Here is a 22,442-nt window from a genome sequence, read left to right as displayed (position 1 = left end):
TGAATATAAAGAAAGAAGACCGGCGCCCCACCACTATGCCCTTAGCGTGGCACGGCGGGTCGGCCAACTTCTGCAAGGGCCGGCCCCCGTTAGGTGCTGGCCTTTTTCGAGCGTTCTGGAAAAAGCATGAGAATACTGATCATTGGGCCGAGCTGGGTCGGCGACATGGTGATGGCGCAAACGCTGTTCCAGTCCTTGAAACAGCGCCACCCCGACTGCGTCATCGACGTGCTGGCCCCCGACTGGAGCCGGCCGATCCTCGAGCGCATGCCCGAAGTGCGCCAGGCCTTGAGCTTTCCGCTCGGCCATGGCGCGCTGGAGCTGGGCACCCGCAGGCGCATCGGTAAGTCGCTCAAGGGCCAATACGACCAGGCGATTCTGCTGCCCAACTCGCTCAAATCGGCTTTGGTACCGTTCTTCGCCGGGGTTCCCACCCGCACCGGCTGGCGTGGCGAAATGCGCTGGGGCCTGCTCAACGACGTACGCAAGCTCGACAAGGTGCGTTACCCGCTGATGATCGAGCGTTTCATGGCCCTGGCCTATGCGAAGGGCGCCGAACTGCCGCAGCCCTATCCCAAGCCCGCCCTGCGCATCGAAACGGCCAGCCGCGACGCTGCCCTGGCCAAATTCGGCCTGGCGCTGGACCGTCCGGTGCTGGCGCTGTGCCCCGGCGCGGAGTTCGGCGAGTCCAAGCGCTGGCCGGCCGAACATTACGCCGAAGTGGCCGATGCCTTGGTACGCCAAGGCTGGCAGGTCTGGCTGTTCGGTTCGAAGAAGGACCATCCGGTCGGCGAAGCGATCCGCGAGCGTTTGATACCCGGCCTGCGCGAAGAGTCGGTGAACCTGGCCGGCGAAACCTCCCTGGCCGAAGCCATCGATCTGATGTCGTGCGCCGACGCGGTGGTGTCCAACGATTCGGGCCTGATGCACGTCGCCGCCGCTCTCAACCGGCCCCTGGTGGCGGTGTACGGCTCGACCTCGCCAGGCTTCACGCCGCCGCTGGCCGACCAGGTGGAAGTGGTGCGCTTGGGGCTGGAGTGCAGCCCCTGCTTCGACCGCACGTGCCGGTTCGGCCACTACAACTGCCTGCGCCTGCTCGAACCCCAGGCGGTGGTCGCGGCCCTGCAACGCCTCGACGGCGCCCAGCCGATCAATCTGCTGGCCGAGGTCGACTGAGTGCGGGTGCTGATCATCAAGACATCGTCGCTCGGCGATGTGATCCATACCCTGCCGGCCCTCACCGACGCCGCGCAGGCCATCCCCGGCATCCGCTTCGACTGGGTGGTCGAAGAGGGCTTCGCCGAGATTCCGAGCTGGCACCCGGCGGTCGATCGGGTGATCCCGGTGGCCATCCGCCGCTGGCGCAAGAACCTCTGGCAAACGTTCAGAGGCGGTGAGTTCAAAGCCTTCAGGCAGCGCCTGCGCGAGCACACCTACGACCTGGTGATCGATGCCCAGGGCCTGCTCAAATCGGCTTGGCTGACGCGCCTGGTCAAGGCCCCGGTAGCCGGGCTGGACCGCTATTCGGCGCGCGAGGGGCTATCGAGCCGTTTCTACGACCGGCGCCTGTCGGTCGCCGTGGGCCAGCACGCCGTCGAACGCACGCGGCAACTGTTCGCCATGGCCCTGGCCTACGACCTGCCCGAGGGCCTGGGCGACTACGGCCTGGACCTGACCCGCCTGCAATTGCCGCCCACCGCGCCCTACGTGGTGTTCCTGCATGGCACCACCTGGGCCACCAAACACTGGCCGGAGGCCTATTGGCGCGAGCTGGCCGAGCGCATGGGGCGGCGCAAGCTGCAGGTCCGCCTGCCGTGGGGCAACGAGGCTGAGAAGGCCCGCGCCGAACGCATCGCCCAGGGTTTGAGCCACTGCCAGGTGCTGCCGCGCCTGAACCTGGTCGGAGTGGCCCGCGTGCTGGCCGCGGCCAAGGCCTGTGTGGCGGTCGACACCGGACTTGGGCATCTGGCCGCGGCACTGGACGTGCCGACCCTTTCCCTGTTCGGCCCGACCAACCCGGGCTTGACCGGCGCCTACGGTCGCTCCCAGGTACACCAGGCCAGCGATTTCCCCTGTGCCCCGTGCTTGCAGAAGAAATGCACCTACAAGCCGAGCGCCGAGGACCTGCGCCGGTTCGATCTCAAACGCGAGTGGCCGCTGTGCTTCACTCGCCTGAATCCCGAGCATGTAGCGAGCCGCCTGAGCGCGCTGCTGCTGGCTGAGGATGTCCGTTGATGCAACTGGCTTTCGTGCTCTACAAATACTTTCCCTTCGGCGGCCTGCAGCGCGACTTCATGCGCATCGCCCTGGAGTGCCAACGACGCGGGCACCAGATTCGCGTCTACACCCTGATCTGGGAAGGCGACATTCCCCCTGGTTTCGAAGTGCTGGTCGCGCCGGTCAAGGCGCTGTTCAACCACCGCCGCAACGAAAAGCTCAGCGCGTGGATGGCGGCCGACCTGGAAAAGCGTCCGGTCGATCGCCTGATCGGTTTCAACAAGATGCCGGGGCTGGACGTGTACTACGCTGCCGACGGCTGCTTCGAAGACAAAGCCCAGACCCTGCGCGGCAACCTGTACCGCCGCTGGGGCCGCTATCGGCATTTCGCCGACTACGAACGCGCGGTGTTCGCCCGCGAGTCCAGGACCCAGGTACTGATGATCTCCGAGGTGCAGCAACCGCTGTTCGTCAAGCACTACGGCACCCCGGCCGAACGCTTCCATCTGCTGCCGCCGGGCATTTCCCAGGACCGCCGGGCACCGGCCAACGCCGAGGACATTCGTGCGGGCCTGCGCCAGGAGTTCGACGTCGGCGCCGACGAACTGCTGCTGGTGCAGATCGGCTCGGGCTTCAAGACCAAGGGCGTGGACCGCAGCCTCAAGGCGCTGGCCGCCTTGCCCGGCGAGTTGCGCAAGCGCACACGGCTGCTGGTCATCGGCCAGGACGACCCCAAGGTGTTCCAGCTGCAAAGCGCGGCCTTGGGCCTGGGCGAGCAGGTGCAGTTCCTCAAGGGGCGCAGCGACATCCCGCGCTTTCTGCTCGGCGCCGACCTGCTGATCCACCCCGCCTATAACGAAAACACCGGCACCGTACTGCTCGAAGCCCTGGTGGCCGGGTTGCCGGTGCTGGTGTCGAAGGTCTGTGGCTATGCCCATTACATCGAAGAAGCCGACTGCGGCCTGGTGCTCGACGAGCCTTTCGCCCAGGCACAGCTCGACGACTACCTGGCGCGCATGCTGCAAGCGCCCGACCGGCGTGCCGTCTGGTCGCGCAACGGCCTGGCCTTCGCCGACAGCGCCGACCTCTACAGCATGCCGCAGCATGCCGCCGACGTGATCCTCGCGGAGCCCCGCCCATGAAGCTGATTCTGGCTGAGCCATTCAAGCAGTTGTGGGCCGGGCGCGACCCGTTCGAGGCCGTCGAGGGTTTGCAGGGCGAGGTGTACCGCGAGCTCGAAGGGCGGCGCACGCTGCGTACCGAAGTCGCGGGCGCCGGTTACTTCGTCAAGATCCATCGCGGCATCGGCTGGGGCGAGGTGTTCAAGAACCTGTTCAGCGCCAAGCTGCCGGTGCTCGGCGCCGGCCAGGAATGGCGCGCCATCGAGCGCCTGCACCAGGCCGGCGTGCCGACCATGACCGCCGTGGCCTACGGCGAGCGCGGCGGCAACCCGGCGCACCAGCATTCGTTCATCGTCACCCAAGAGCTGGCCCCGACCGTCAGCCTGGAAGACTTCAGCCTGCACTGGCGCCAGCAGCCGCCGGCGCCGGCCCTCAAGCATGCGCTGATCGCCGAGGTGGCGCGCATGACCGGCACCATGCACCGCGCCGGGGTCAACCACCGCGATTGCTACATCTGCCACTTCCTGCTGCACACCGACCGGCCGATCGCTCCGGGCACGCTGAAACTGTCGCTGATCGACCTGCACCGCGCGCAGACCCGCACGCGCATCAGTCGCCGCTGGCGCGACAAGGACCTGGCCGCGCTGTACTTCTCGGCGCTGGACATCGGCCTGACCCGGCGTGACGAGCTGCGCTTCCTGCGCGGCTACTTCCAGCGCCCGCTGCGCCAGATACTGCGCGACGAAGCCACCTTGCTCGCCTACCTGCAACGCAAGGCGCACAAGCTCTACGAGCGCAAGCAGCGTTACGGGGATGCTCTCTGATGGCCGGCTGGACCTTGGAGCCGGGGTATGCACACCTGGCCGCGGACTTCGGCAGCCTGGAGGCGGTGTTCGCCCTGCAAGGCGAGCGTCTGACCCGCGATCCGCTCAGCGAAGTGGTGCGCGTCGAGCGCGACGGCGTCAACTACTACGTCAAGCGTTACACCGGCGCCGGTAAAGGCTTGCGGCGCTACCTGGGCCGTCCGCGGATCAAGGCCGAGTGGCAGAACCTCAAGCAGTTCGCCAAATGGGACATTCCCACCGCCGAAGTGGTCGCCTGGGGCCTGGAGCGCAAGGGCCTGGCCTTTGGCCGTGGCGCGATGATCACCCGCGAGCTGCCGCGCACCGAAGACCTCTCGGTGCTGGCCGAGCGCAACGATCCGCGCCTGGCCGACCGCGCCTGGGTGGAGCACCTATGTCGGCAAGTGGCCCGCCACACGCGGGTGATGCACGACCACCATTTCACCCATAACGACCTCAAGTGGCGCAACCTGCTGGTCGACGATCAGGGCACGGTGTTCTTCATCGACTGCCCGACCGGCGACTTCTGGCGTGGCTTCATGCTGCGCCACCGGGTGATCAAGGACCTGGCCTGCCTGGACAAGGTGGCCAAGTACCACCTCTCGGCGACCCAGCGCCTGCGCTTCTACCTGCACTACCGCGACCATGCGCGGCTCAATGGCAAAGACAAGCAGCGCATTGCCCAGGTGCTGAGCTTTTTCGAGGGAAGGGAATGACCGACTACCTGGCCAGCGAGGACGTCGCTTTGTTGCAGCGTCACGGCCTGAACGATTTCGAAGCGTTGTGGACGTTGCAGCTCGATGCCGTCGACGAGCCCAACACCGGGCGCGGCGGCTGGAGCAGCGTCTATCGCCTGGAGCTGGAGGGCAAGGGCTACTACCTCAAGCGTCAGGCCGACTACCTGACCCGCACCCTGCACGCACCCTTCGGCGAGCCGACCTTCAGCCGCGAATTCCGCAATATCCGCCGCTATCAGTCGCTCGGCATCCCGGCGTTGCAGGCGGTGTTCTACGGCCAACGCAAGGATCGAGAAGCACACCGGGCGATCCTGCTGACCCGTGCTCTGGACGACTGGCGTGACCTGGACGGCCTGCTGGCGCAGTGGCCCGAATTGGCCGACGCGCAGCGCGATGGCATCTTGCGCGCCTGCGGTCAGTTGGCGCGCACTCTGCACGGCGCCGGGCAAGTGCATGGTTGCTTCTACCCCAAGCACATCTTTCTGCGCGAGCGGCGCAGCGGCTGGCAGGCGCAGCTGATCGACCTGGAGAAGACCCGGCCGTTGCTGTTCGGCCGCCGTGACCGCCTCAAGGACCTCGAGCCACTGATGCGCCGCGCCCGCGTCTGGAACCAAGGCGAGTTGCGCCTGTTGCTGGCCGCCTACCTCGACCAGCCCACCGATAGCGCAGTGGTGGGCGACTGGCAACGGCGCCTGATGCACCGCCATCGCGAAAAGGAGGCGCGCTGATGCAACTGGCCGAACTCAAACAGGCCGGGCGCAACCCGAGCCTGCCGCTGACCTTGACCCTGGCCGATGCCGCCGGGCCTGCCGAACTGCAGTTGCTCAGCCTGCTGCGCGTGTTGCCCGGCCAGCGCTACGTGGGCGCGGCCCTGTGGCGCGGCACGCCGGTGCTGGCCAAGCTGCTGGTCGGCGGCAACGCGGCGCGGCACTTCCAGCGCGAACTCGAAGGCGTACGCCTGCTGGCCGCCCAAGGCCTGACCACGCCGACCCTGCTCGCCGATGGTCTGATCGACGGCCAGGGCGGCTGGTTGCTGTTCGAATTTCTCGACCGGGCGCAGAGCCTGGACGATGCCTGGCAGCAGGTGGCGACCCAGCCCGCATTGAGCGACGGCCAACGACAGGTGATCGGCGAGGCCCTGGCGGCTGTGGCGCGCATGCATACGGTGGGCCTGTGGCAAGACGACCTGCACCTGGACAACCTGCTGCGCCAGGATGAGCGCCTGTACCTGATCGACGGCGCCGGCATCAAGGCCGAAACTCCCGGCAAGCCCCTGTCGCGCCAGCGCGTGCTGGAAAACCTTGGGGTGTTCTTCGCCCAGTTGCCCAAGCGCCTGGAGCCGTTTCTCGAAGAGCTGCTGGTGCACTACCTGCTGGCCAACGCCGAACACGCGCTGCCGCTCGAAGCGTTGCAGAAGCAAGTCGACAAGGTGCGCGCCTGGCGGCAGAGGGACTACCTGGACAAGGCCGGCCGCGAGTGCAGCCTGTTCAGCGTCGAGCGCAGCCTGTCGAAGTTGCAGGCGATCCGCCGCAGCGAAGTGGACGCCCTGTCGCCGGTGCTGGAGCAGGCCGACACGCTGATCGACCAAGGCCATCTGTACAAGACCGGCGGCGCCGCCAGCGTGGCGCGGGTCGAGGTGGGCGGCCGCGCGCTGGTGATCAAGCGTTACAACATCAAGAACGTCGCGCACTGGATCAAGCGTTTCTGGCGCCCGAGCCGGGCCTGGCATTCCTGGATCGAAGGCCAGCGCCTGGCGTTTCTCGACATCGCCACCCCGCGTCCATTGGCCGTGCTGGAGCGGCGGATGCTGGGCCTACGTGGCCGCGCCTACCTGATCACCGAATACGTCGACGGTCCGGACCTGAGCGAATGCTTCGCGCCCTATGTGGACGACGGGCAGGCGCCGCAGGCGCAGGTCGATGCGCTGGTAAGCCTGATGCGACAGTTGATCCGCGAACGCATCAGCCATGGCGATTTCAAAGGCCACAACCTGTTCTGGGATGATGGCCAGTGGTCGCTGATCGACCTCGACGCCATGTGCCAGCATGCCACCCAGCGCAGCTTCGCCGTCGCCTACGCCCGTGACCGGGCGCGTCTGTTGCGTAATTGGCCGAGTGGCAGCGCCTTGCATCAGCGCCTGGACGCGCTGCTACCCCGTCTGACCGAATAGGCCGCCGGCAACGCCAGCCAGTCGCTGCTGCGCCCGGCCTGGCGCACGCGGATGCGCCATTGCCCGTCCTGCCAGCGCAAAATGGCCCAGGCCGTGGCGGCGCTGTTCGCTTGGCCGGGGATCAACAGGTGGTAGTGGTCGTCGAGCAGGTGGGCGCGCAGCGGCAGGGCATGTTCGCCGGCGAGCAGGTACAACTGCCGATCGGATTGGAACAAGCCGTCGCCACCCGGATATGGAACCCAGCCCGGCAGTCCAGCCACGGGCGGTCCAGCCACGGGCAGTTCAGCCAATTGGCAATCGGCGAGCAGCATCGTCAGGTCGGGCAGACCGTCGTACCACACCACGGGTGAGTCCACGACCCACTCGCCATCCTCGCGCCGCTTGACCGGCAACTTGATGTAGGCGTCCGGCATGCGCGGATCGACCACCCGCCAGCGATAACCGTCGAAGGCCACCTGATAGCTCGCACCGCTGGCATCCTTGATGTAGTACAGCGACAAGCCGGGGTATGCCGACGGTTGCTCGTAGATGCCCTCCTTGTGAATGCCATCGACCCGGTAGTGCAGCTTGCCGCTGTCGATGCTGATGGCGGCGGCCGGTGGCAGCTTCAACGGCGGGGTCGGCGGGATGGCGCGGATGGCCCTGCGCATCACGGTGGTGCCGCCGATGTTGTTGACGGCATCGCTGACGTGTGTGAACGACTCGACCAGATGTTTGAGCACACCGATGCGGTCGTCTTCCTTGAACGCCGTACTGGCGTCGATCACCGACAGTATCGAGCGCGCCAATGCCACCGGCACCAAGGTCCGCGCCGGGATCACCAGGCTGATGAGGTCGAGCAGGATCGACAGCGCGTGCAAGGTCAGCTCGCCCAGCAGTTCGAGCTTGGTGTGGGTGCTGGCATCGACGCGGGCGAGGGTCGCGTTGACCTCGGCCAGGTAGCGGGCGTGCTGGAAGTCGCCGGTGATTTCCGGGCGCTGCGTCGCGGCGCCCAGGCCGCCCTTGGTCAGCCAGCGCTCCACCTGTTCGGGGTCGAGCAAAGGTAGGCGTTCCTTGACGTATTCGCGCAGCGCGGGTTTGCTGCGCAGGGTCCTGAGCAGGTGGCGGATGTTGCGAAACTCCCGCCAGGCGCGTCGGTCGGGCGCATCCGGGGTGTACACCAGCACGCGCGAGAAACCAGCCCCGTCTGGGGTGATCAGCATGACGTCGTGCAGGCTGTGCCCGGCCAGCAGCAACTGGCGCACGCTCAAGCGCTGCACGGGCAACCGCTTGCGCACCTGTGCGTCGGGATTGTCCAGTACCAGCGACGCCCACTTGAAACCGCGTTCGAACGGGTCCTCCAGCAAATGCCCGGCGTAATGCGCCTTGGCCAGCTCGGCGCGCATGCGTGCGCGGCTGACATCGACGTAGCGGTCGCGGCGCCACTGTGCCTGGGCCGACGTCAGCAGGTGGGTGCGCAGGTAACGGCTGTAGCTCTCGCCCACGTTCAATTCGCGCACCATGGAGCGAACCTGGCTGGGGGTGATGCCGGGCACGGTTCGATCGTGTTCGTCGTGCACCCTGGCGGTCAGCCAGTAGTCGATGTCGAGCAGGCTGACGTTGAGCAGCGCCAGCTCATCGAAACGGTAGGTGCGACGTACCAACTCGACGCTGTCGCCCAGCTGCGGACGGCTGGCCACTGGAATCCAGGCCGTGGTGATGCCCGGATGCAGCACCGGCCCGGTTTGCCTGGCCAGGGTCACGCTGACGTACAGGTGGAGCGGGTCGAGATCCAGTTGATGGCGTTGCCGCAACAGCACGCGCAAACGGTCGCGGGTCCAGCTCAGCAGGCCATTGCGGTCGACGAACTGCTGGCGGTTGAGAATGCCCGGTGCGGATGCCCGGTCGATGGCGACGACCAGTTCCTGCATGGTTTGCATGATGTGCGTCAGACCTTGGGCCGACGCATGCCGCAGCCAAGCGGGCGAGTTGCGTTCCAGCAGTAGACCGTAACGGGTCCGCAGGGCCGAGCGGCTGTCGATCCAAGGCAGGACATCGGCGGCCGTTTGCAGGTCTTCGGCCAGAACCGACAGGTCCGTCGACGGCGACCGCGCGGCGCTATCCCAGAGAGCGGTCAGTGCAGCACGTTGCCCGTCGATCAAGTCCTGTACCTGAGCCTGGACCAGATCGTCGTTGAACCACTCGTAACGCAACCGTTCGGCGTTGCAGGCCCGCTCGCGATCTTCGGCACTGTGCAGGTGACGCAACAGCGGACGGCTTTGTTGCGGGTCGTCGAGCCGTTCGCACAGCTCGACATGCAGTTCGGCCAGGCTGTCGAAGGCCTCGATGCCATGCGACAGGCTACAGAGCAGGGCGTATTCGCCGGGCTGTCGAGGGTCGGGGGTACCGCCTTCGGGCCCGCCTTCGACGATGACGAAAGCGCCGCGCAAGGGGCTACGCCAATGGGGCGTGGTGATGCTCAGCACCGGTCGGTACACCTGCGGCCGCTGCGCCGCCGGCAGGTGCTGGCGTTGCGAAGGCAGCGGCAGGGTCACGCAACTGGACATCAGCTCGGCGTGGCCGGAGCCCAGGGTGTGGTCACCCTCGCGCAGCGCGATTTGCGCCAGCAATTGCTGCCGCAGAATCTCGCTCAACCGGGCCTGGCGGCTGGTCTCAGGTGGGGCGCCGGACAGCCAGTAGTCGGCCAGGTCGGCGAAATAGCGTTGGCGTGCGTTCAGGGGTGGCAGCGTCGGGTCGGGCGGTGGCGGTGGGGTGAGCAGGGCGCTCAAAGGCAGATTGAAGGATTTGAAGTGTTCCAGGCTCATGGCGGGCTCCGCAGTGATTGAGCTGGGCACGCTGGGGTTTTCGCAGGGTCTGGGTGTGGTAATCGGGTATGGAGGGGTAGTGGGCCGGCGGTGCCGGCCATCGCGACTGAAGTCGCTCCAACAGTGTGGTTGCAGACAAGTTTCTCAGGCGGGTACGACAGTGTGGGGGCGTCCGGTTCGGCGTTCCGATTAGCCGCGGTGGCCTGCAGCGCAGGCCCAACCCGATCGCCGCGGTCCACCAGGAAAACGGTGTGGCCTGGATGGAGCCGGCCATGCCGGCCATCGCGACTGAAGTCGCTCCCACGGTGGTGCCTCTGTCGCGATGGGCCGCGACGCGGACCTGATCCAGGCCTTCGCTGCGGCCAGGCTCTTTAGCGGAGGGAAGTAGGTAGGGGCTTGGCCGGGTACAGGATCTCTAGAGCCCGTGTGGATGGGCCTTGTGTCGGCGCCAAGCGTGCAAGCGCTTGAGCAGCGCTTCGGGACTGTCGAGCCGTTGGCAGCGCGCCTGGCTGAACAGGATCAGGATCAGCTCGGCCGTCACTTGGGCGTCGGCGCTGGCGTGGTGGCGCTCGGCCACTTCCAGTCCGAAATGCGCGACCCAAGCGTCCAGCCCCGCGTCGCGCGCCATCGCTTCGGGGTTGAGCATCGGCGCCAGTTCGGCCACGTCGACGAAGGGCCAGCGTAGCCGGTGGCCCAGGCTGTGCTTCAAGGCACGCGTCAGCATGTGCTGGTCGAAGGGGGCGTGGAAGGCCAGCACCGGACTGTCGCCGATGAACTCGAGCAGTTCCACGAAGGCGGTGGCCGGATCGCAGCCGGCGGCCAGGGCGCTGGGGCCAAGGCCATGGATGAGCACGCTGGCGGTGGTCATCTGTTCGGGGCGGTGGAGGGTACGTTCGAACTGCTGGCTGAAATCGATGGCACCGTCGTCGATGGCCACCGCGCCGATCGACAGCACCTGGTCGCGATTCAAGTTCAGGCCGCTGGTTTCCAGGTCCAGCACCACCCAGCGCTGTTCGCGCAGGCTGCAGGCGCGCCAGGGGGCAGGCAACGGCAGGCGTGCCAGGCGCGCTTTCAGGGCCTCGGGCACGAAGGGGCTGGCCGGTCGCAGCCAGGCGAACGGGTTCATAGCCGATACCGCAGCGCCAGGCTGCTTTGCAGGCGTTGCGCCTGGCGCAGGGATTCGCGCAGGATGCGCCGGTCGAGGTGGTTGAGGCTGTCCGGGTCGAGACGATTGCTGTAAGGCTGGTTGTCGCGACTCTGACGTTGGTGCTGTTGCATGCGGGTCTGCTGGATGAAGTGGTAGGCCTCTTCAAAGGCGGCGGCGTCCAGGGCGTCGATCACTTCGCGCTTGGCCAGTTGGCGCAGGCGATCCAGGGTATTGTTGGCGCCGATGCCATGGGCCAGGGCCAACAGCCGTGCGCCGTCGACGAAAGGTGTCAGGCCTTGCACCTTGAGGTCGAGGGTGGCGGTTTTGTCGTTGCCCCGGCGGGTCAGCACGAAGTCGCGCAGCCGGCCCACGGGTGGCCGCTGGCGTAGGGCATTTTCGGCCAGCATGCGCTGGAACAGGCGATTGTCCGCGACTTGGGCGAGGATGCCTTGGCGTAGCTGTTCGCAGCCTTGCTCGTCGCCCCACACCGCGCGAAGGTCGAAGTAGATGGTCGAGCCCAGCAGGTTTTCCGGGCTGGCCTCGCGCACGAAACTGGCGAAGCGCCGTGCCCATTCGTGGCGCGACAGGCACAGCTCGGGATTGCCGGCCATCACATTGCCGGGGCACAGGCTGAAGCCGCAGCGCGCCAACTGCTGGTTGATCAGCCGCGCCAGCGGCAACAGACGCAGTCGCACGGCCTCGGCTTCGCTCGCGTCGGCCGCTTCGAAGAGGATGCCATTGTCCTGATCGGTGTACAGCGTCTGCTCGCGCCGCCCCTCGCTGCCGAAGCACAGCCAGGTGAAGGGCACGCCCGGGTCGCCCTGTTCGGCGAGGGCCAGCTCGATCACCCGGCACACGGTGTGGTCGTTGAGCAGGGTGATGATCTGGGTGATCTGCGTCGAGGACGCGCCATGGGCCAGCATGCGCTCGACCAGCTGGCCGATCTCGCCGCGCAGCGCAATCAGGACTTCCAAGCGCGCGGCATGGCGGATCGTACGCGCCAGGTGCACCAGGTCGACCCGCTGCAGAGAGAACAAGTCGCGCTCGGAGACCACGCCGCACAGGCGCCCGTGGTCGACCAGGCAGACGTGGGCGATGTGCCGCTCGGTCATCGCCAGCGCCGCGTCGAAAGCGCTGGCCTGGGCGTTCAGGCAGAACGGCGCGGCAGTCATGTAGCGGGCGATGGGCGCGTCCAGCTCGGCGCTGGCATCGGCCACTACCTGACGCAGGTCGCGCAGGGTGAAGATGCCACAGGGGGTGCGCTGCCCATCGACGATGACGATACTGCCCACCTGTTGTTCGTGCATGTGCCGCACGGCGTCGCGCACTGGCGTGTCGGCGGCGCACATCACGGGGTGACGCATGGCCAGTTCGGCCAGGGGCGTGTTCAACGAGTATTGCGTGCCCAGGGTCTGCGCCGCTCGCTGGCGCACCTGCTGGTTGATCTGATCGAGCAGGCTGCTGACCCCGCGCAAGGCGAAATCTCGGAACACCTCCGACAGCGAGAACACGCGGACGAACGCCGCTTTGTGCAGTTGCAGGCAGAAGGTGTCCTCGCCGGCCAGGTGCTCGGTGCGTGTGGCGCGCTCGCCGAGCAGAGCGGCGAGCGGGAAGCACTCGCCGGTGGTGATTTCGAAGGTAGGTGTGCCACCGGCGCCTGGCGCCTGCTGGCGCTCCCCGACCACGCGGCCCTGCTTGACGATGAAGAAATGCGTCACCGGGCCATCGGCGGGCTTGACGATGCTTTCGCCGCTTGCGTAAAAGCGCAGCTGGCATTGTTCCACCAGGTAGGCCAGGTGGCCATGTTCCATCTGGTTGAAGGGTGGGAAGCGTTGCAGGAACTGCAGCATGCCCAGAACGTTCTGCCGCACGGCGGTCTTGCCCGCTTGGTCGAAGGCGTCCTTCTGGTTCATGGCATCGGTCGCAGGATGAGACGGCGCACTTGGCACAATCCTTGTTATCGCTTGTTGTTGTAAGGCCCATGGTCGGACGATGCGGGCAAGCTTCACATTGGACGTAAGTCTATGCCTGTCATGAGGGTGCTTGCCGCATCGCATGCTGCGGGGTACCGGTCGAGCGTTACGGGGCTTGCCGCTGTGCCGACCTACAGGCAGATCGTCGTCGGTAACCCATCAGGTGTGAACGGACGCATAACCCAGTTACGGATCTTCAGCATTGATGTGAAGCAGACTTCGGTACCTTTAGCGTCAAATTTCCGACGAAAGGCAGTCGTTCATGCTCAAAACTGCGGTCTTAACTGTTTTGAAGGGATTTTTTTGACGAGATGAGCATGGCTGAGCAAGACGACATCCTGAGTGACGCCGAGCGCCGTGCGCTGGCCGATGTCAGCGCCCCGGTGGGTCCGGCCCCATCCGTATTGGTCGTGGACGACAACGCGATCAATCGCGAAGCGCTGGCGGCGTACCTGAGGAGTCGCGGCTGGGAGTGCAGTGTGGCCGAAAGCGTGCAGCAGGCGCGCGCGGCCCTGATGATGCGGCCGTCCATCGGCCTGATGGTCACCGATCTGCGCATGCAGCCAGAAGACGGCCTGGCGCTGATCCGACATGTCAGGGCGTCGGAGCGCGCGGAGTTGCCGATCATCGTGGTGTCGGGCGACACCGATGTGCAGGAAGCGGTCAAGGCGATGCACTTGGGCGTCCTCGACGTGCTGCTCAAACCGGTCGATCTGACCCGTTTGCTGGAAATCGTGAGCAAGGAATTGAGCGTGTAGGAACTGTAGACGCGTCCAGCTTGACGCTCTCGCCCTTGTAGGAGCGGCTTAAGCCGCGATGGCCGGCACAGCCGGCCCAATGGATTTACTTAAATTACCCCAAGATCGATGCATCGCCTGAATGAGGGCCGCGTCGCGGCCCATCGCGGCTAAAGCCGCTTGTGTCTTCAAAGCAGCTAAATTCGAAGGTGAGAGGAGTGAGCGGCAGCTGTACCGCCGGGGTGCCCTGGAGCACGTGTAGGAGCCAAGCTGTCGCCCACTCTTCTCACTCTGGCCTTAAGCTCGAACAGTTGACTGAGTCCGACCTCGAACAACAAGCGGGAGCTAAGCCAGAGTGATCTCTCACTTCTGAGCCTAGAGAATTTATTCATGTCTGCCTATGCCGGAATCGATGTTTCTAAAGCGACGTTGCAGATTGCCCTGCATCCCCAAGCCGATGATCTCTCTGTAGCCAACACGCCTGAAGGGCTGGCGAGTGCCATGGATTACTTCAAAGCGCACGACGTCCATCGCGTGCTTGTGGAAGCCACAGGCGGTTATGAGAAGTTGGCGGTGAGGTTGCTGGCGGGTGCTGGCTTCAAAGTTCAGCGCGTCAATCCTGTACGTGCCCGCTCGTATGCGCTTTCAATGAACAAGCGCGCCAAGACTGACAAAATCGATGCTCGTATCCTGGCACGGTTCGCTGCCAACCTTGACGAAGAGCCCTGCTGCCAGCCCGACGCAGACCGCGAGGAGTTGACCCAGCTGGTCAATCAGCGCGAAAGCCTGGTCCAGCAACGCGACGACAATCGACGCCGGATCAAACAGGCCGACTCGGCGTTCGTGCAGCAGACCTACAAGACGCTTGAGGTGCAGCTGCAGATGCTGATCAAGTCCTGCAATAAACAGATCGCTCAGCAGACGCAAAAGATAAATGCTCAACTGCTGGAGCAATTGAAAGTGATCAAAGGGATAGGTCCCGTCACGATTGCCAGCCTGTTCTGTTACTTGCCCGAATTAGGCGATCTGAACCGCAAACAGGTAGGTGCCTTGGTCGGAGTTGCGCCTTACAACAACGACAGTGGCACCAAGAGTGGTAAGCGCAGCATTTACGGCGGCAGGGCGAAATTACGACGGGCAGCGTACATGAGCGTACTGGTGATGGTGCGCCATAACCCGGACTTCAAAGCGCGCTATGAACGACTGTGTAACCGTGGCAAAGCAAAGAAGGTAGCGTTGGTGGCGTGCATGAGAGTCTTGTTGGTGAGGCTCAACGCAATGGTCAGGGATGGTACGCCGTGGCGAGATCAGCCTGTGTGACGGCGCCTGTTCAGGGCGTTTTCAAGATGAAAACGCCTGGAACATGACCGCTGATCGGTGGCAGGTGAAAGACAGTTGGCTCCTACAACGCTCTTGTAGGAGCGGCTTTAGCCGCGATAGCCGGCAACGCCGGCCCAACGACTCAATCTCTCAGGCCATCAGCCCATAGGCACGCCTTCGCGTACCCACGGGCCGGCGCAACGGCTTACCGCCCGTTGCGCGCCTTGAACTCCCGACGACGACGATGCAATACGGGCTCGGTGTAGCCGTTGGGCTGCTTGGCGCCTTCGACCACCAGCTCCACGGCCGCCTGGAAAGCGATGTTGTTGTCGAAGTCAGCAGCGAGCGGACGGTACAGGGCATCGCTCGCGTTCTGCCGGTCGACCACGGCGGCCATGCGCTTGAGGCTCTCCATCACCTGCTCCTGACTGACCACACCATGGCGCAGCCAGTTGGCCAGCAACTGGCTGGAAATCCGCAATGTGGCGCGGTCCTCCATCAGGCCGACATCGTTGATGTCCGGCACCTTCGAACAGCCCACGCCTTGGTCGATCCAGCGCACCACATAACCGAGGATGCCCTGGGCGTTGTTGTCCAGCTCGTTGCGGATGTCCTCGGCCGACCACTGCGTATCGCCGGCCAGCGGAATACGCAGGATGTCGTCTACCGACGCCGGCGTGCGCTTGGCCAGCTCGGCCTGACGCGCCTGCACGTCGACCTTGTGGTAGTGCAGCGCGTGCAGGGTCGCCGCAGTGGGCGAGGGCACCCAGGCGGTGTTGGCGCCGGCCATGGGGTGGGCGATTTTCTGCTCGAGCATGGCCGCCATCAGGTCGGGCATGGCCCACATGCCCTTGCCGATCTGCGCACGACCTTGCAGGCCGGTGGCAAGGCCCACGTCGACGTTGTTGTCTTCGTAGGCGGCGATCCACGCTTGGTTCTTCATCGCGCCCTTGCGCACCACGGCGCCGGCTTCCATGGACGTGTGGATTTCGTCGCCCGTGCGGTCGAGGAAACCGGTGTTGATGAACACCACGCGTTCGGCTGCGGCCTTGATGCAGGCCTTGAGGTTGACCGTGGTACGGCGTTCCTCGTCCATGATGCCGACCTTCAGGGTGTTACTCGGCAGGCCCAGCAGTTGCTCCACGCGGGCGAAGATCTCGGCGGCGAAGGCGACTTCCTCCGGGCCGTGCATTTTCGGTTTGACGATGTAGATGCTGCCGCTGCGGGTGTTCTTGCGTTGGGTGTTGCCATTGAGGTTGTGCACTGCGGCCAGCACGGTGAACAGCGCGTCCTGGATGCCTTCGGGCACTTCGTTGCCCTGCGCGTCGAGGATCGCCGGGTTGGTCATCAGGTGGCCGACGTTGCGCACGAACAGCAACGAGCGGCCGTGCAGGGTAACGGTGCCGCCATTGGGCGCGCTGTATTCGCGGTCCGGGTTCATGGTGCGGGTGAAGGTCTTGCCGCCTTTGCTGACGTTTTCTGCCAGGTCGCCCTTCATCAGGCCCAGCCAGTTGCGGTAGACCAGCACCTTGTCGTCGGCATCGACGGCGGCGACCGAGTCTTCGCAGTCCATGATGGTTGTCAGCGCCGACTCCATGAGGATGTCCTTCACGCCTGCGGCATCGGTGCTGCCGACCGGGGTGCTGGCGTCGATCTGGATTTCGAAGTGCAAGCCGTTGTGTTTGAGCAGGATCGCGGTGGGCGCGGCGGCGTCGCCGTGCAGGCCGAGCAGTTGGCCCGGATTGCGCAGGCCGCTGCTGCCGCCTTCGAGGGCGACCACCAACTTGCCGGCTTCGATGCGATAGGCCGTGGCGTTGGCGTGCGAGCCGTTTTCCAGCGGCGCGGCTTGATCGAGGAAAGCGCGGCCGAAGGCGATGACCTTGTCGCCGCGAGCCTTGTTGTAGCCTTGGCCTTTTTCCGCGCCGCCTTCGTCGCTGATGGCGTCGGTGCCGTACAGCGCGTCGTACAGCGAGCCCCAACGGGCATTGGCAGCGTTGAGGGCGAAGCGGGCGTTCATCACCGGCACCACCAGTTGCGGACCGGCCATGTGCGCGATTTCTTCGTCGACGTTTTGCGTGGTGGCCTGGAAATCGTCCGCTTGTGGCAGCAGGTAGCCGATCTCCTGGAGGAAACGTTTGTAGGCAGCGGCGTCGTGGGCCTGGCCTTGACGTTCCTGGTGCCAGGCGTCGATACGGGCTTGCAGCTCGTCGCGCTTGGCCAGCAGGGCTTTGTTCTTTGGAGCGAGGTCGTTGATGATCTTTTGCGCACCGTCCCAGAACTGCTCGGCGACGATACCGGTCCCGGGAATGGCCTCGTCGTTGACGAAGTCATACAGGACCTTGGCGACCTGAAGGCCACCGACTCGAACGTGTTCAGTCATTGCTTGCCTCACTCTGCTCAGCGATATCGCTCATCGTAAAAAGCCCGTAGCGCTTGCTCCGGCTCGCGTCCGTACATGCCCGACAGGCGGCGGGGGCGAGGGCTGGAGATTGGGCACAGGCGCCTCGGCAGACCACCGGACGACGTTTTGTAGTCCAGCTCGGCGCATACTACATGAAGCCGTACGCGGGTGAACATGCGACTAAGAACGCCGTTCTGCGCCCTTCGGGCCGCAGCAGGTCGCGCCAGGAAGGTGCATGTTCGCAAAAAAAGAGTTAATTGTTCCAGATAAATCTAAAAACGGTACACGATTTTGGGTGCGATTCTCGCTGTGGCAGGTTGTCGCGCAGTACCTATACTTCTGCCTCGATCTCTACGCCCATTCACCGTGCGGGCTCGCCGCACCGCTTGCAGGAGCACACCGTGGACACACTGGTACTGACCATGATCGCCCCCGACCACCCTGGGCTGGTCGAACGCATCGCCCAGTGCATCGCCGACCAGCAAGGCAACTGGCTCGACAGCCGGCTGTCGCGCATGGCCGGGCAGTTCGCCGGCATCTTGCGCGTAGCGGTGCCCAGCGACCGCCACGACGCATTGGTGCAGGCGCTGGAAGGTTTGCAAGGGCAGGGCATCCGGGTGCAGGTGGCCCGCAGCGGCAGCGATCCGCTGGCCGACGGCCCATCGACTACCCTGGAATTGGTGGGTAACGATCGGCCGGGCATCGTGCGCGACATCACCCGGGTGCTGGCCGAATTGGGCGTCAACGTGGAGCGGCTCAGCACCCAGGTGCAGCCCGCGCCGATGAGCAACGAGCCGCTGTTCCGCGCCGAGGCCTCGCTGGCCTTGCCGCCGGCGCTCACCCTCGAACGTTTGCAGCAGCGTCTGGAAAGCCTGGCCGATGATCTGATGGTGGAGCTGCACCTGCGCGCGGAGGATTGAGCGCTGCAACATCGCTTATACACAGGCAGGTTATGCAGATTTCGCGGGGATGAGCCTGTGCATAACCTTGGGAGATGTCTCTGCAGGCCAGTACATACGTGCCTTACAGAGTTTCGGTCATTTATTGATCAGCGTTTGCGCAGGTTCAGTGCGATGTCGACGCTGTACAACGCCAATCCTGCCCAGATGAACATGAAGGCCAACAGCGTGTTGGGGCTCAGATGTTCGTCGAACAGCCAGACCGCCTGCAGCAGCACCAGCGTGGGCGCCAGGTACTGTAAAAAGCCCAATGTGGTGTAGGGCAAGTGCCGCGCCGCCGCGTTGAAACACACCAGGGGCACCAGGGTCACCGGCCCGGCGGCCATCAGCCACAGCGCTTCGGAGGTGGTGTAGAACGCCGGTTGCGCACTGACGGCGTGCGGGTGCAGCAGCAACCAGCCCAGCGCCACCGGCACCAACATCCAGGTTTCCACCACCAGGCCCGGTAGCGCTGCGACCGGCGCCCGCTTGCGGATCAACCCGTAGAAACCGAAGGTCAGCGCCAGCACCAGCGACACCCATGGCAGGCTGCCGACCTGCCACACCTGCTGCGCCACGCCCGCCAGCGCCAGGCCCACGGCCAGCCATTGCAGGCGGCGCAGGCGTTCGCCGAGCAGCAGCATGCCCAGCAGTACGTTGACCAAGGGGTTGATGTAATAACCCAGGCTGGCTTCGAGCATGCGCCCACTGTTCACCGCCCACACGTACGTCAGCCAGTTGAGCGCGATCAGGCTGCCGCTCAGGGCCAGAATGGCCAGGCGCTGCGGGTGCTGGCGCAGCTCGCGCCACCAGCCCGGATGTTTCCAGAGCATCAGCAGCACGCCGCCGAACAACGCCGACCAGAGCACGCGATGAACGATGATCTCCAGTGCGGGCACACTCTGGATCGCTTTGAAGTACAGCGGGAACAGGCCCCAGATGATGTAGGCCGTCAGGCCCAGGAAATACCCGCGTCGCGGGTTTGCAGCGTGCATGGTGGGTCCTTGCAGAGATTGGGTGCAAAACGCCGGCGTATTGTAGACGGCTTGTGGGGCAATTCGGCGCGTTGCGTGTCAACGATGCCCAGGCCGGCCAGCATGCCGTGCCTCAGCATGGCGGCAAGGATGCCTGACCGGATGAGCTATCGAGGTCCGGCCTATTCGAAGCCGATGGCGAGGTCTGCCGGTGTGCGCAAACCTTCGCCACAGGCTTCAGAACAGTTTCAGCGGCGCCTCGTCCAAGGCCGCGCATTGCTCGCGCAGCGCCAGGATCTGGTCGCCCCAGTAGCGCGGCTGGCCGAACCAGGGGAAGCTGCGCGGGAACGCCGGGTCGTCCCAGCGGCGCGCCAGCCAGGCGCTGTAGTGCAACTGGCGCAAGGCGCGCAGGGGTTCGATCAGGGCCAGCTGGCGCGGGTCGAAGTCGTGGAATTCGTTGTAGCCGTCGATCAGCTCGGCCAACTGCCCCAGGCGCTCTTCGCGGTCGCCTGCGAGCATCATCCACAAGTCCTGCACCGCTGGGCCCATGCGGCAGTCGTCCAGGTCGACGACGTGATAGGCCTCGTCGCGGTGCATGAGGTTGCCGGGGTGGCAGTCGCCGTGCAGGCGGATGACCTGGTGGGGCGTGCGGGCGTAGACGGCCTCCACACGCTGCAACAGGTCGCGCGCCACCGATTCGAAGGCCGGCAACAGTTCTTTGGGCACGTGGTTGCCGTCGAGCAAGGTGCGCAGCGAAGCGTGGCCGAAGCCTTCGACGCTCAAGGCTTCGCGGTGCTCGAACGGACGCGTGGCGCCCACCGCGTGCAGCCGCCCGAGCAGCTGACCGAGGCGGTAGAGCTGGTCCAGGTTGCCCGGTTCCGGCGCATGCCCGCCGCGGCGTGGGAACAGGCTGAAGCGAAAGCCCTGGTGTTCGAACAGGGTGCGCCCTTCGTGCAGCATCGGCGCCACCACAGGCACTTCGCATTCGGCCAGTTCCGCCGTGAACTGGTGCTCTTCGAGGATGGCGGCGTCGCTCCAGCGGTCTGGGCGGTAGAACTTGGCGATCAGGGGTTGCGCTTCGTCGATGCCTACCTGGTAGACGCGGTTTTCATAGCTGTTCAGGGCCAGCACCCGGGCGTCGCTGAGAAACCCCAGGCTTTCCACGGCGTCCAGGACCAGGTCGGGGGTCAGTGCATCGAAAGGGTGGGACATGGTGGGCTCCTGAGCTGAACGGCGAGGTGCCATGGTAACGCTTGTGACGTTGCAGAAGGCGGTCGAGGCCCGGTTCGATGCGCAGGGTGCCGCCTTTCCGTTCGGATGCGATGAGGCCGGGAAGAGGCCTGGTCGCCATCATGGGCCAAATGGAACGCCGGCTGTCCGCGTCGTCTAGGTCGGGACACCGATCAGCACGTAGGCGGGGTGGAACTGGGCCCGCAGGGTCCAGCCCACCTCTATGGCCTGCGCGCTCAGCCACTGGGTCTCGGCCAGCGCGCACAGCGTCTGCCCATTGCTCAATGCCAAGCGCACCTCGGCGCTGCCGTCGTCTTCCATCTGTACCTCCTCGACCTTGGCCTGCAAACAATTGCTGCCCGGCTCGGCGGTTTCGTCGCTGGCCAGCAGGCGTACCCAGCCGGCCTTGAGCAGGGCCACCGTCATGCGGCCCAGGGCCAGTTCCAGGCGCTCGGTGCTGTCTGGGGTGATCAGCGCGTCGATCTCCAGCCCGCCGCCCAACGCCAGGCTGACCCGATCGTGGCGCCCCTCGCGGCGCAGCCCGCTGACCCGACCCTGCAGCTGGTTGCGCGCGCTGGTGCGCAGCATGAGGCGACCGAGCAGGTCGAGGTCGTCGCCGCTGTCGGCCGCTTGCAGAAATTGCGCCTGCAACGCTTGCAGGCGCTGGTACAGACCTAGCACTCGCGCGCCTTCGCTCGACAGGCGCGCGCCCCCGCCGCCACGCCCGCCGGTGCTGCGCTCGACCAGCGGCTGGCTGGCCAGGTTGTTGAGCTCGTCTATGGCGTCCCACGCCGCCTTGTAGCTGACGCCGGCCGCCTTGGCGGCGCGGGTGATCGAACCCTGTTCGGCGATGTGTTGCAGCAGGGCGATGCGTTGCGGACGGCGGGCGATGTGCTGGGTCAGCGAGGGCGGCAGGGGCATGGCGGGGCCTGGCAGGACGAAGGCAGGAGCGGCGACGGTGCCTCCGGCGTTCGGGCAAGTCAAGTTCGGTTGCGGCACGGAGGGGGGCAGGAGACACCAGGGGCGACCGGTCGCAGCGCATGGGGCCCCTCAACTCCGGCCGGGCCGCGGCGTACGTGCCAGGCAGTAGACATCGACACGGCTGGCTCCGGCCCGGCGCAGCAGGGTTGCCAAGGCCTGGGCGGTGGCGCCGGTGGTGAGCACGTCGTCGACCAGCGCCAGGTGCAGGCCGGCCGGCGCCGCCTGCGGCGTCAACGCGAAGGCGCCGCGCAGATTGCGCTGGCGCGCCTGGGCGTCGAGGCCTTGTTGCGCGGCCGTTTCCCGCGTGCGCTGCAACCAGCCTTGCTCGCAGGGTACGCGCAGCTGGCGCGACAACCAGCGCGCCAGCATCGCCGCCTGATTGAAGCCGCGCTGGCGTAGGCGGCGCTTGGCCAAGGGAATCGGCAGCAGCAGGTCGGGACGTGGCAGGCCGTCGCCGTAGCGGTGGTTCAGTCCCTGGGCCAGCGAATCCACCATCATGCGGCCCAACGGCCACTGGCGCTGGTGCTTGAAACGGCTGATCAGGGTGTCGATGGGAAAGACGTACTGCCAAGGCGCTACCACGCGATCGAAGACCGTTGGCGCTAAGGTGCAGCGCAGACAGGTCAGCTCCGGTCCTGACAGGGGCAGGGCACAATGGCTGCATGCTCGGATCAGCCAGGGTAGATCGGTTTCGCAGGCGTGGCACAGCGGTCGCGCTCGAACGGCCTGCGCATCGCACAGCGAACACATTTGGTTGTTATTTAAACACTTGTTGACCAGGCGTTTTAAGCTGAGTTGACAGTTCATAGGCCATCCATGACTATGCGCGCTACCCGTGAGGCGCCGCCGT

The 22,442-nt window shown here is 65.5% G+C and carries 18 protein-coding genes; 10 read left to right on the top strand and 8 right to left on the bottom strand.

Annotation, left to right across the window (positions count from 1 at the left end; translation table 11 throughout):
• Positions 1 to 126: 126 nt before the first annotated feature.
• From waaF to AA0Z93_RS05485, 7 genes are read left to right on the top strand one after another with little or no spacing between them, the layout of a single operon-like run.
• Entirely contained in the window at positions 127 to 1,176 is a 1,050-nt protein-coding gene (waaF, locus tag AA0Z93_RS05515; RefSeq protein WP_413046040.1) for a lipopolysaccharide heptosyltransferase II, read from the top strand.
• On the top strand, positions 1,177 to 2,235 hold the full coding sequence (gene waaC / locus AA0Z93_RS05510) for a lipopolysaccharide heptosyltransferase I (protein WP_413046041.1): 1,059 nt from the start codon (positions 1,177 to 1,179) through the stop codon (positions 2,233 to 2,235).
• A complete protein-coding gene (locus tag AA0Z93_RS05505; protein ID WP_413046042.1) occupies positions 2,235 to 3,359 on the top strand; it encodes a glycosyltransferase family 4 protein in 1,125 nt (374 codons plus the stop codon). Before waaC ends, AA0Z93_RS05505 begins: the two co-directional genes overlap by 1 nt.
• A complete protein-coding gene (gene rfaP / locus AA0Z93_RS05500) occupies positions 3,356 to 4,162 on the top strand; it encodes a lipopolysaccharide core heptose(I) kinase RfaP (protein WP_413046043.1) in 807 nt (268 codons plus the stop codon). Before AA0Z93_RS05505 ends, rfaP begins: the two co-directional genes overlap by 4 nt.
• On the top strand, positions 4,162 to 4,896 hold the full coding sequence (locus tag AA0Z93_RS05495; protein WP_413046044.1) for a lipopolysaccharide kinase InaA family protein: 735 nt from the start codon (positions 4,162 to 4,164) through the stop codon (positions 4,894 to 4,896). Before rfaP ends, AA0Z93_RS05495 begins: the two co-directional genes overlap by 1 nt.
• Complete coding sequence (locus AA0Z93_RS05490) at positions 4,893 to 5,645, top strand: lipopolysaccharide kinase InaA family protein (RefSeq protein ID WP_413046045.1); 753 nt, start codon at positions 4,893 to 4,895, stop codon at positions 5,643 to 5,645. The genes AA0Z93_RS05495 and AA0Z93_RS05490 overlap by 4 nt, the downstream gene beginning before the upstream one ends.
• Positions 5,645 to 7,087, top strand: a complete 1,443-nt coding sequence (locus AA0Z93_RS05485; RefSeq protein WP_413046046.1) for a lipopolysaccharide kinase InaA family protein — start codon at positions 5,645 to 5,647, stop codon at positions 7,085 to 7,087. The genes AA0Z93_RS05490 and AA0Z93_RS05485 overlap by 1 nt, the downstream gene beginning before the upstream one ends.
• Here AA0Z93_RS05485 and AA0Z93_RS05480 read toward each other — a convergent pair.
• From AA0Z93_RS05480 to AA0Z93_RS05470, 3 genes are all read right to left on the bottom strand, one after another.
• Entirely contained in the window at positions 7,048 to 9,891 is a 2,844-nt protein-coding gene (locus AA0Z93_RS05480; protein ID WP_413046047.1) for a dermonecrotic toxin domain-containing protein, read from the bottom strand. The two genes, AA0Z93_RS05485 and AA0Z93_RS05480, sit on opposite strands and share 40 nt — an antisense overlap.
• A gap of 415 nt (positions 9,892 to 10,306) precedes the next feature.
• Positions 10,307 to 11,017: a PolC-type DNA polymerase III gene (locus tag AA0Z93_RS05475; protein ID WP_413046048.1), complete on the bottom strand. Its 711-nt coding sequence runs from the start codon at positions 11,015 to 11,017 to the stop codon at positions 10,307 to 10,309.
• The gene (locus AA0Z93_RS05470) at positions 11,014 to 12,951 is read right to left on the bottom strand and encodes a putative nucleotidyltransferase substrate binding domain-containing protein (protein ID WP_413046049.1); all 1,938 of its coding nucleotides are present in this window, start codon (positions 12,949 to 12,951) and stop codon (positions 11,014 to 11,016) included. Before AA0Z93_RS05470 ends, AA0Z93_RS05475 begins: the two co-directional genes overlap by 4 nt.
• A 371-nt stretch (positions 12,952 to 13,322) precedes the next feature.
• Between AA0Z93_RS05470 and AA0Z93_RS05465 the strand changes: the two genes are divergently transcribed.
• Both AA0Z93_RS05465 and AA0Z93_RS05460 read left to right on the top strand, forming a co-directional pair.
• Complete coding sequence (locus tag AA0Z93_RS05465) at positions 13,323 to 13,769, top strand: response regulator (RefSeq protein ID WP_413046050.1); 447 nt, start codon at positions 13,323 to 13,325, stop codon at positions 13,767 to 13,769.
• 369 nt (positions 13,770 to 14,138) lie between these two features.
• Positions 14,139 to 15,068: an IS110 family transposase gene (locus AA0Z93_RS05460; RefSeq protein WP_413045967.1), complete on the top strand. Its 930-nt coding sequence runs from the start codon at positions 14,139 to 14,141 to the stop codon at positions 15,066 to 15,068.
• A 205-nt stretch (positions 15,069 to 15,273) separates the two neighbouring features.
• On the opposite strand, the gene AA0Z93_RS05455 is transcribed toward AA0Z93_RS05460, so the two are convergent.
• Positions 15,274 to 17,448 (bottom strand): malate synthase G, encoded by a 2,175-nt coding sequence (locus tag AA0Z93_RS05455; protein WP_413046051.1) that lies wholly within the window; start codon positions 17,446 to 17,448, stop codon positions 15,274 to 15,276.
• Between the two features lie 422 nt (positions 17,449 to 17,870).
• Between AA0Z93_RS05455 and AA0Z93_RS05450 the strand changes: the two genes are divergently transcribed.
• Positions 17,871 to 18,389, top strand: coding sequence for a glycine cleavage system protein R (locus AA0Z93_RS05450; RefSeq protein WP_413046052.1), 519 nt, complete (start codon positions 17,871 to 17,873; stop codon positions 18,387 to 18,389).
• A gap of 128 nt (positions 18,390 to 18,517) precedes the next feature.
• Here AA0Z93_RS05450 and rarD read toward each other — a convergent pair whose 3' ends face one another.
• From rarD to AA0Z93_RS05430, 4 genes are all read right to left on the bottom strand, one after another.
• On the bottom strand, positions 18,518 to 19,402 hold the full coding sequence (gene rarD / locus AA0Z93_RS05445; protein ID WP_413046053.1) for an EamA family transporter RarD: 885 nt from the start codon (positions 19,400 to 19,402) through the stop codon (positions 18,518 to 18,520).
• A 216-nt stretch (positions 19,403 to 19,618) separates the two neighbouring features.
• Positions 19,619 to 20,593: a serine/threonine protein kinase gene (locus AA0Z93_RS05440; RefSeq protein ID WP_413046054.1), complete on the bottom strand. Its 975-nt coding sequence runs from the start codon at positions 20,591 to 20,593 to the stop codon at positions 19,619 to 19,621.
• 174 nt (positions 20,594 to 20,767) lie between these two features.
• Positions 20,768 to 21,532, bottom strand: a complete 765-nt coding sequence (locus AA0Z93_RS05435; protein ID WP_413046055.1) for a TOBE domain-containing protein — start codon at positions 21,530 to 21,532, stop codon at positions 20,768 to 20,770.
• Positions 21,533 to 21,661: 129 nt separating this feature from the next.
• The gene (locus AA0Z93_RS05430; protein ID WP_413046056.1) at positions 21,662 to 22,399 is read right to left on the bottom strand and encodes a ComF family protein; all 738 of its coding nucleotides are present in this window, start codon (positions 22,397 to 22,399) and stop codon (positions 21,662 to 21,664) included.
• Positions 22,400 to 22,442: the final 43 nt, after the last annotated feature.

Source organism: Pseudomonas phoenicis, assembly GCF_047302395.1.
In the GTDB taxonomy this organism is placed as follows: domain Bacteria; phylum Pseudomonadota; class Gammaproteobacteria; order Pseudomonadales; family Pseudomonadaceae; genus Aquipseudomonas.
This window is presented reverse-complemented; position numbering and strand designations above follow the sequence as displayed.

What these genes read in the sequence shown, in the direction of transcription:
- AA0Z93_RS05430 (WP_413046056.1), bottom strand. Translation starts at nt 22,399, where the DNA reads ATGAACTGTCAACTCAGCTTAAAACGCCTGGTCAACAAGTGTTTAAAT.
- AA0Z93_RS05435 (WP_413046055.1), bottom strand. Translation starts at nt 21,532, where the DNA reads ATGCCCCTGCCGCCCTCGCTGACCCAGCACATCGCCCGCCGTCCGCAA.
- AA0Z93_RS05490 (WP_413046045.1), top strand. Translation starts at nt 4,893, where the DNA reads ATGACCGACTACCTGGCCAGCGAGGACGTCGCTTTGTTGCAGCGTCAC.
- AA0Z93_RS05480 (WP_413046047.1), bottom strand. Translation starts at nt 9,891, where the DNA reads ATGAGCCTGGAACACTTCAAATCCTTCAATCTGCCTTTGAGCGCCCTG.
- rfaP (WP_413046043.1), top strand. Translation starts at nt 3,356, where the DNA reads ATGAAGCTGATTCTGGCTGAGCCATTCAAGCAGTTGTGGGCCGGGCGC.
- AA0Z93_RS05455 (WP_413046051.1), bottom strand. Translation starts at nt 17,448, where the DNA reads ATGACTGAACACGTTCGAGTCGGTGGCCTTCAGGTCGCCAAGGTCCTG.
- AA0Z93_RS05460 (WP_413045967.1), top strand. Translation starts at nt 14,139, where the DNA reads ATGTCTGCCTATGCCGGAATCGATGTTTCTAAAGCGACGTTGCAGATT.
- AA0Z93_RS05470 (WP_413046049.1), bottom strand. Translation starts at nt 12,951, where the DNA reads ATGAACCAGAAGGACGCCTTCGACCAAGCGGGCAAGACCGCCGTGCGG.
- AA0Z93_RS05485 (WP_413046046.1), top strand. Translation starts at nt 5,645, where the DNA reads ATGCAACTGGCCGAACTCAAACAGGCCGGGCGCAACCCGAGCCTGCCG.
- AA0Z93_RS05440 (WP_413046054.1), bottom strand. Translation starts at nt 20,593, where the DNA reads ATGTCCCACCCTTTCGATGCACTGACCCCCGACCTGGTCCTGGACGCC.
- waaF (WP_413046040.1), top strand. Translation starts at nt 127, where the DNA reads ATGAGAATACTGATCATTGGGCCGAGCTGGGTCGGCGACATGGTGATG.
- AA0Z93_RS05495 (WP_413046044.1), top strand. Translation starts at nt 4,162, where the DNA reads ATGGCCGGCTGGACCTTGGAGCCGGGGTATGCACACCTGGCCGCGGAC.
- AA0Z93_RS05475 (WP_413046048.1), bottom strand. Translation starts at nt 11,017, where the DNA reads ATGAACCCGTTCGCCTGGCTGCGACCGGCCAGCCCCTTCGTGCCCGAG.
- AA0Z93_RS05465 (WP_413046050.1), top strand. Translation starts at nt 13,323, where the DNA reads ATGAGCATGGCTGAGCAAGACGACATCCTGAGTGACGCCGAGCGCCGT.
- rarD (WP_413046053.1), bottom strand. Translation starts at nt 19,402, where the DNA reads ATGCACGCTGCAAACCCGCGACGCGGGTATTTCCTGGGCCTGACGGCC.
- AA0Z93_RS05505 (WP_413046042.1), top strand. Translation starts at nt 2,235, where the DNA reads ATGCAACTGGCTTTCGTGCTCTACAAATACTTTCCCTTCGGCGGCCTG.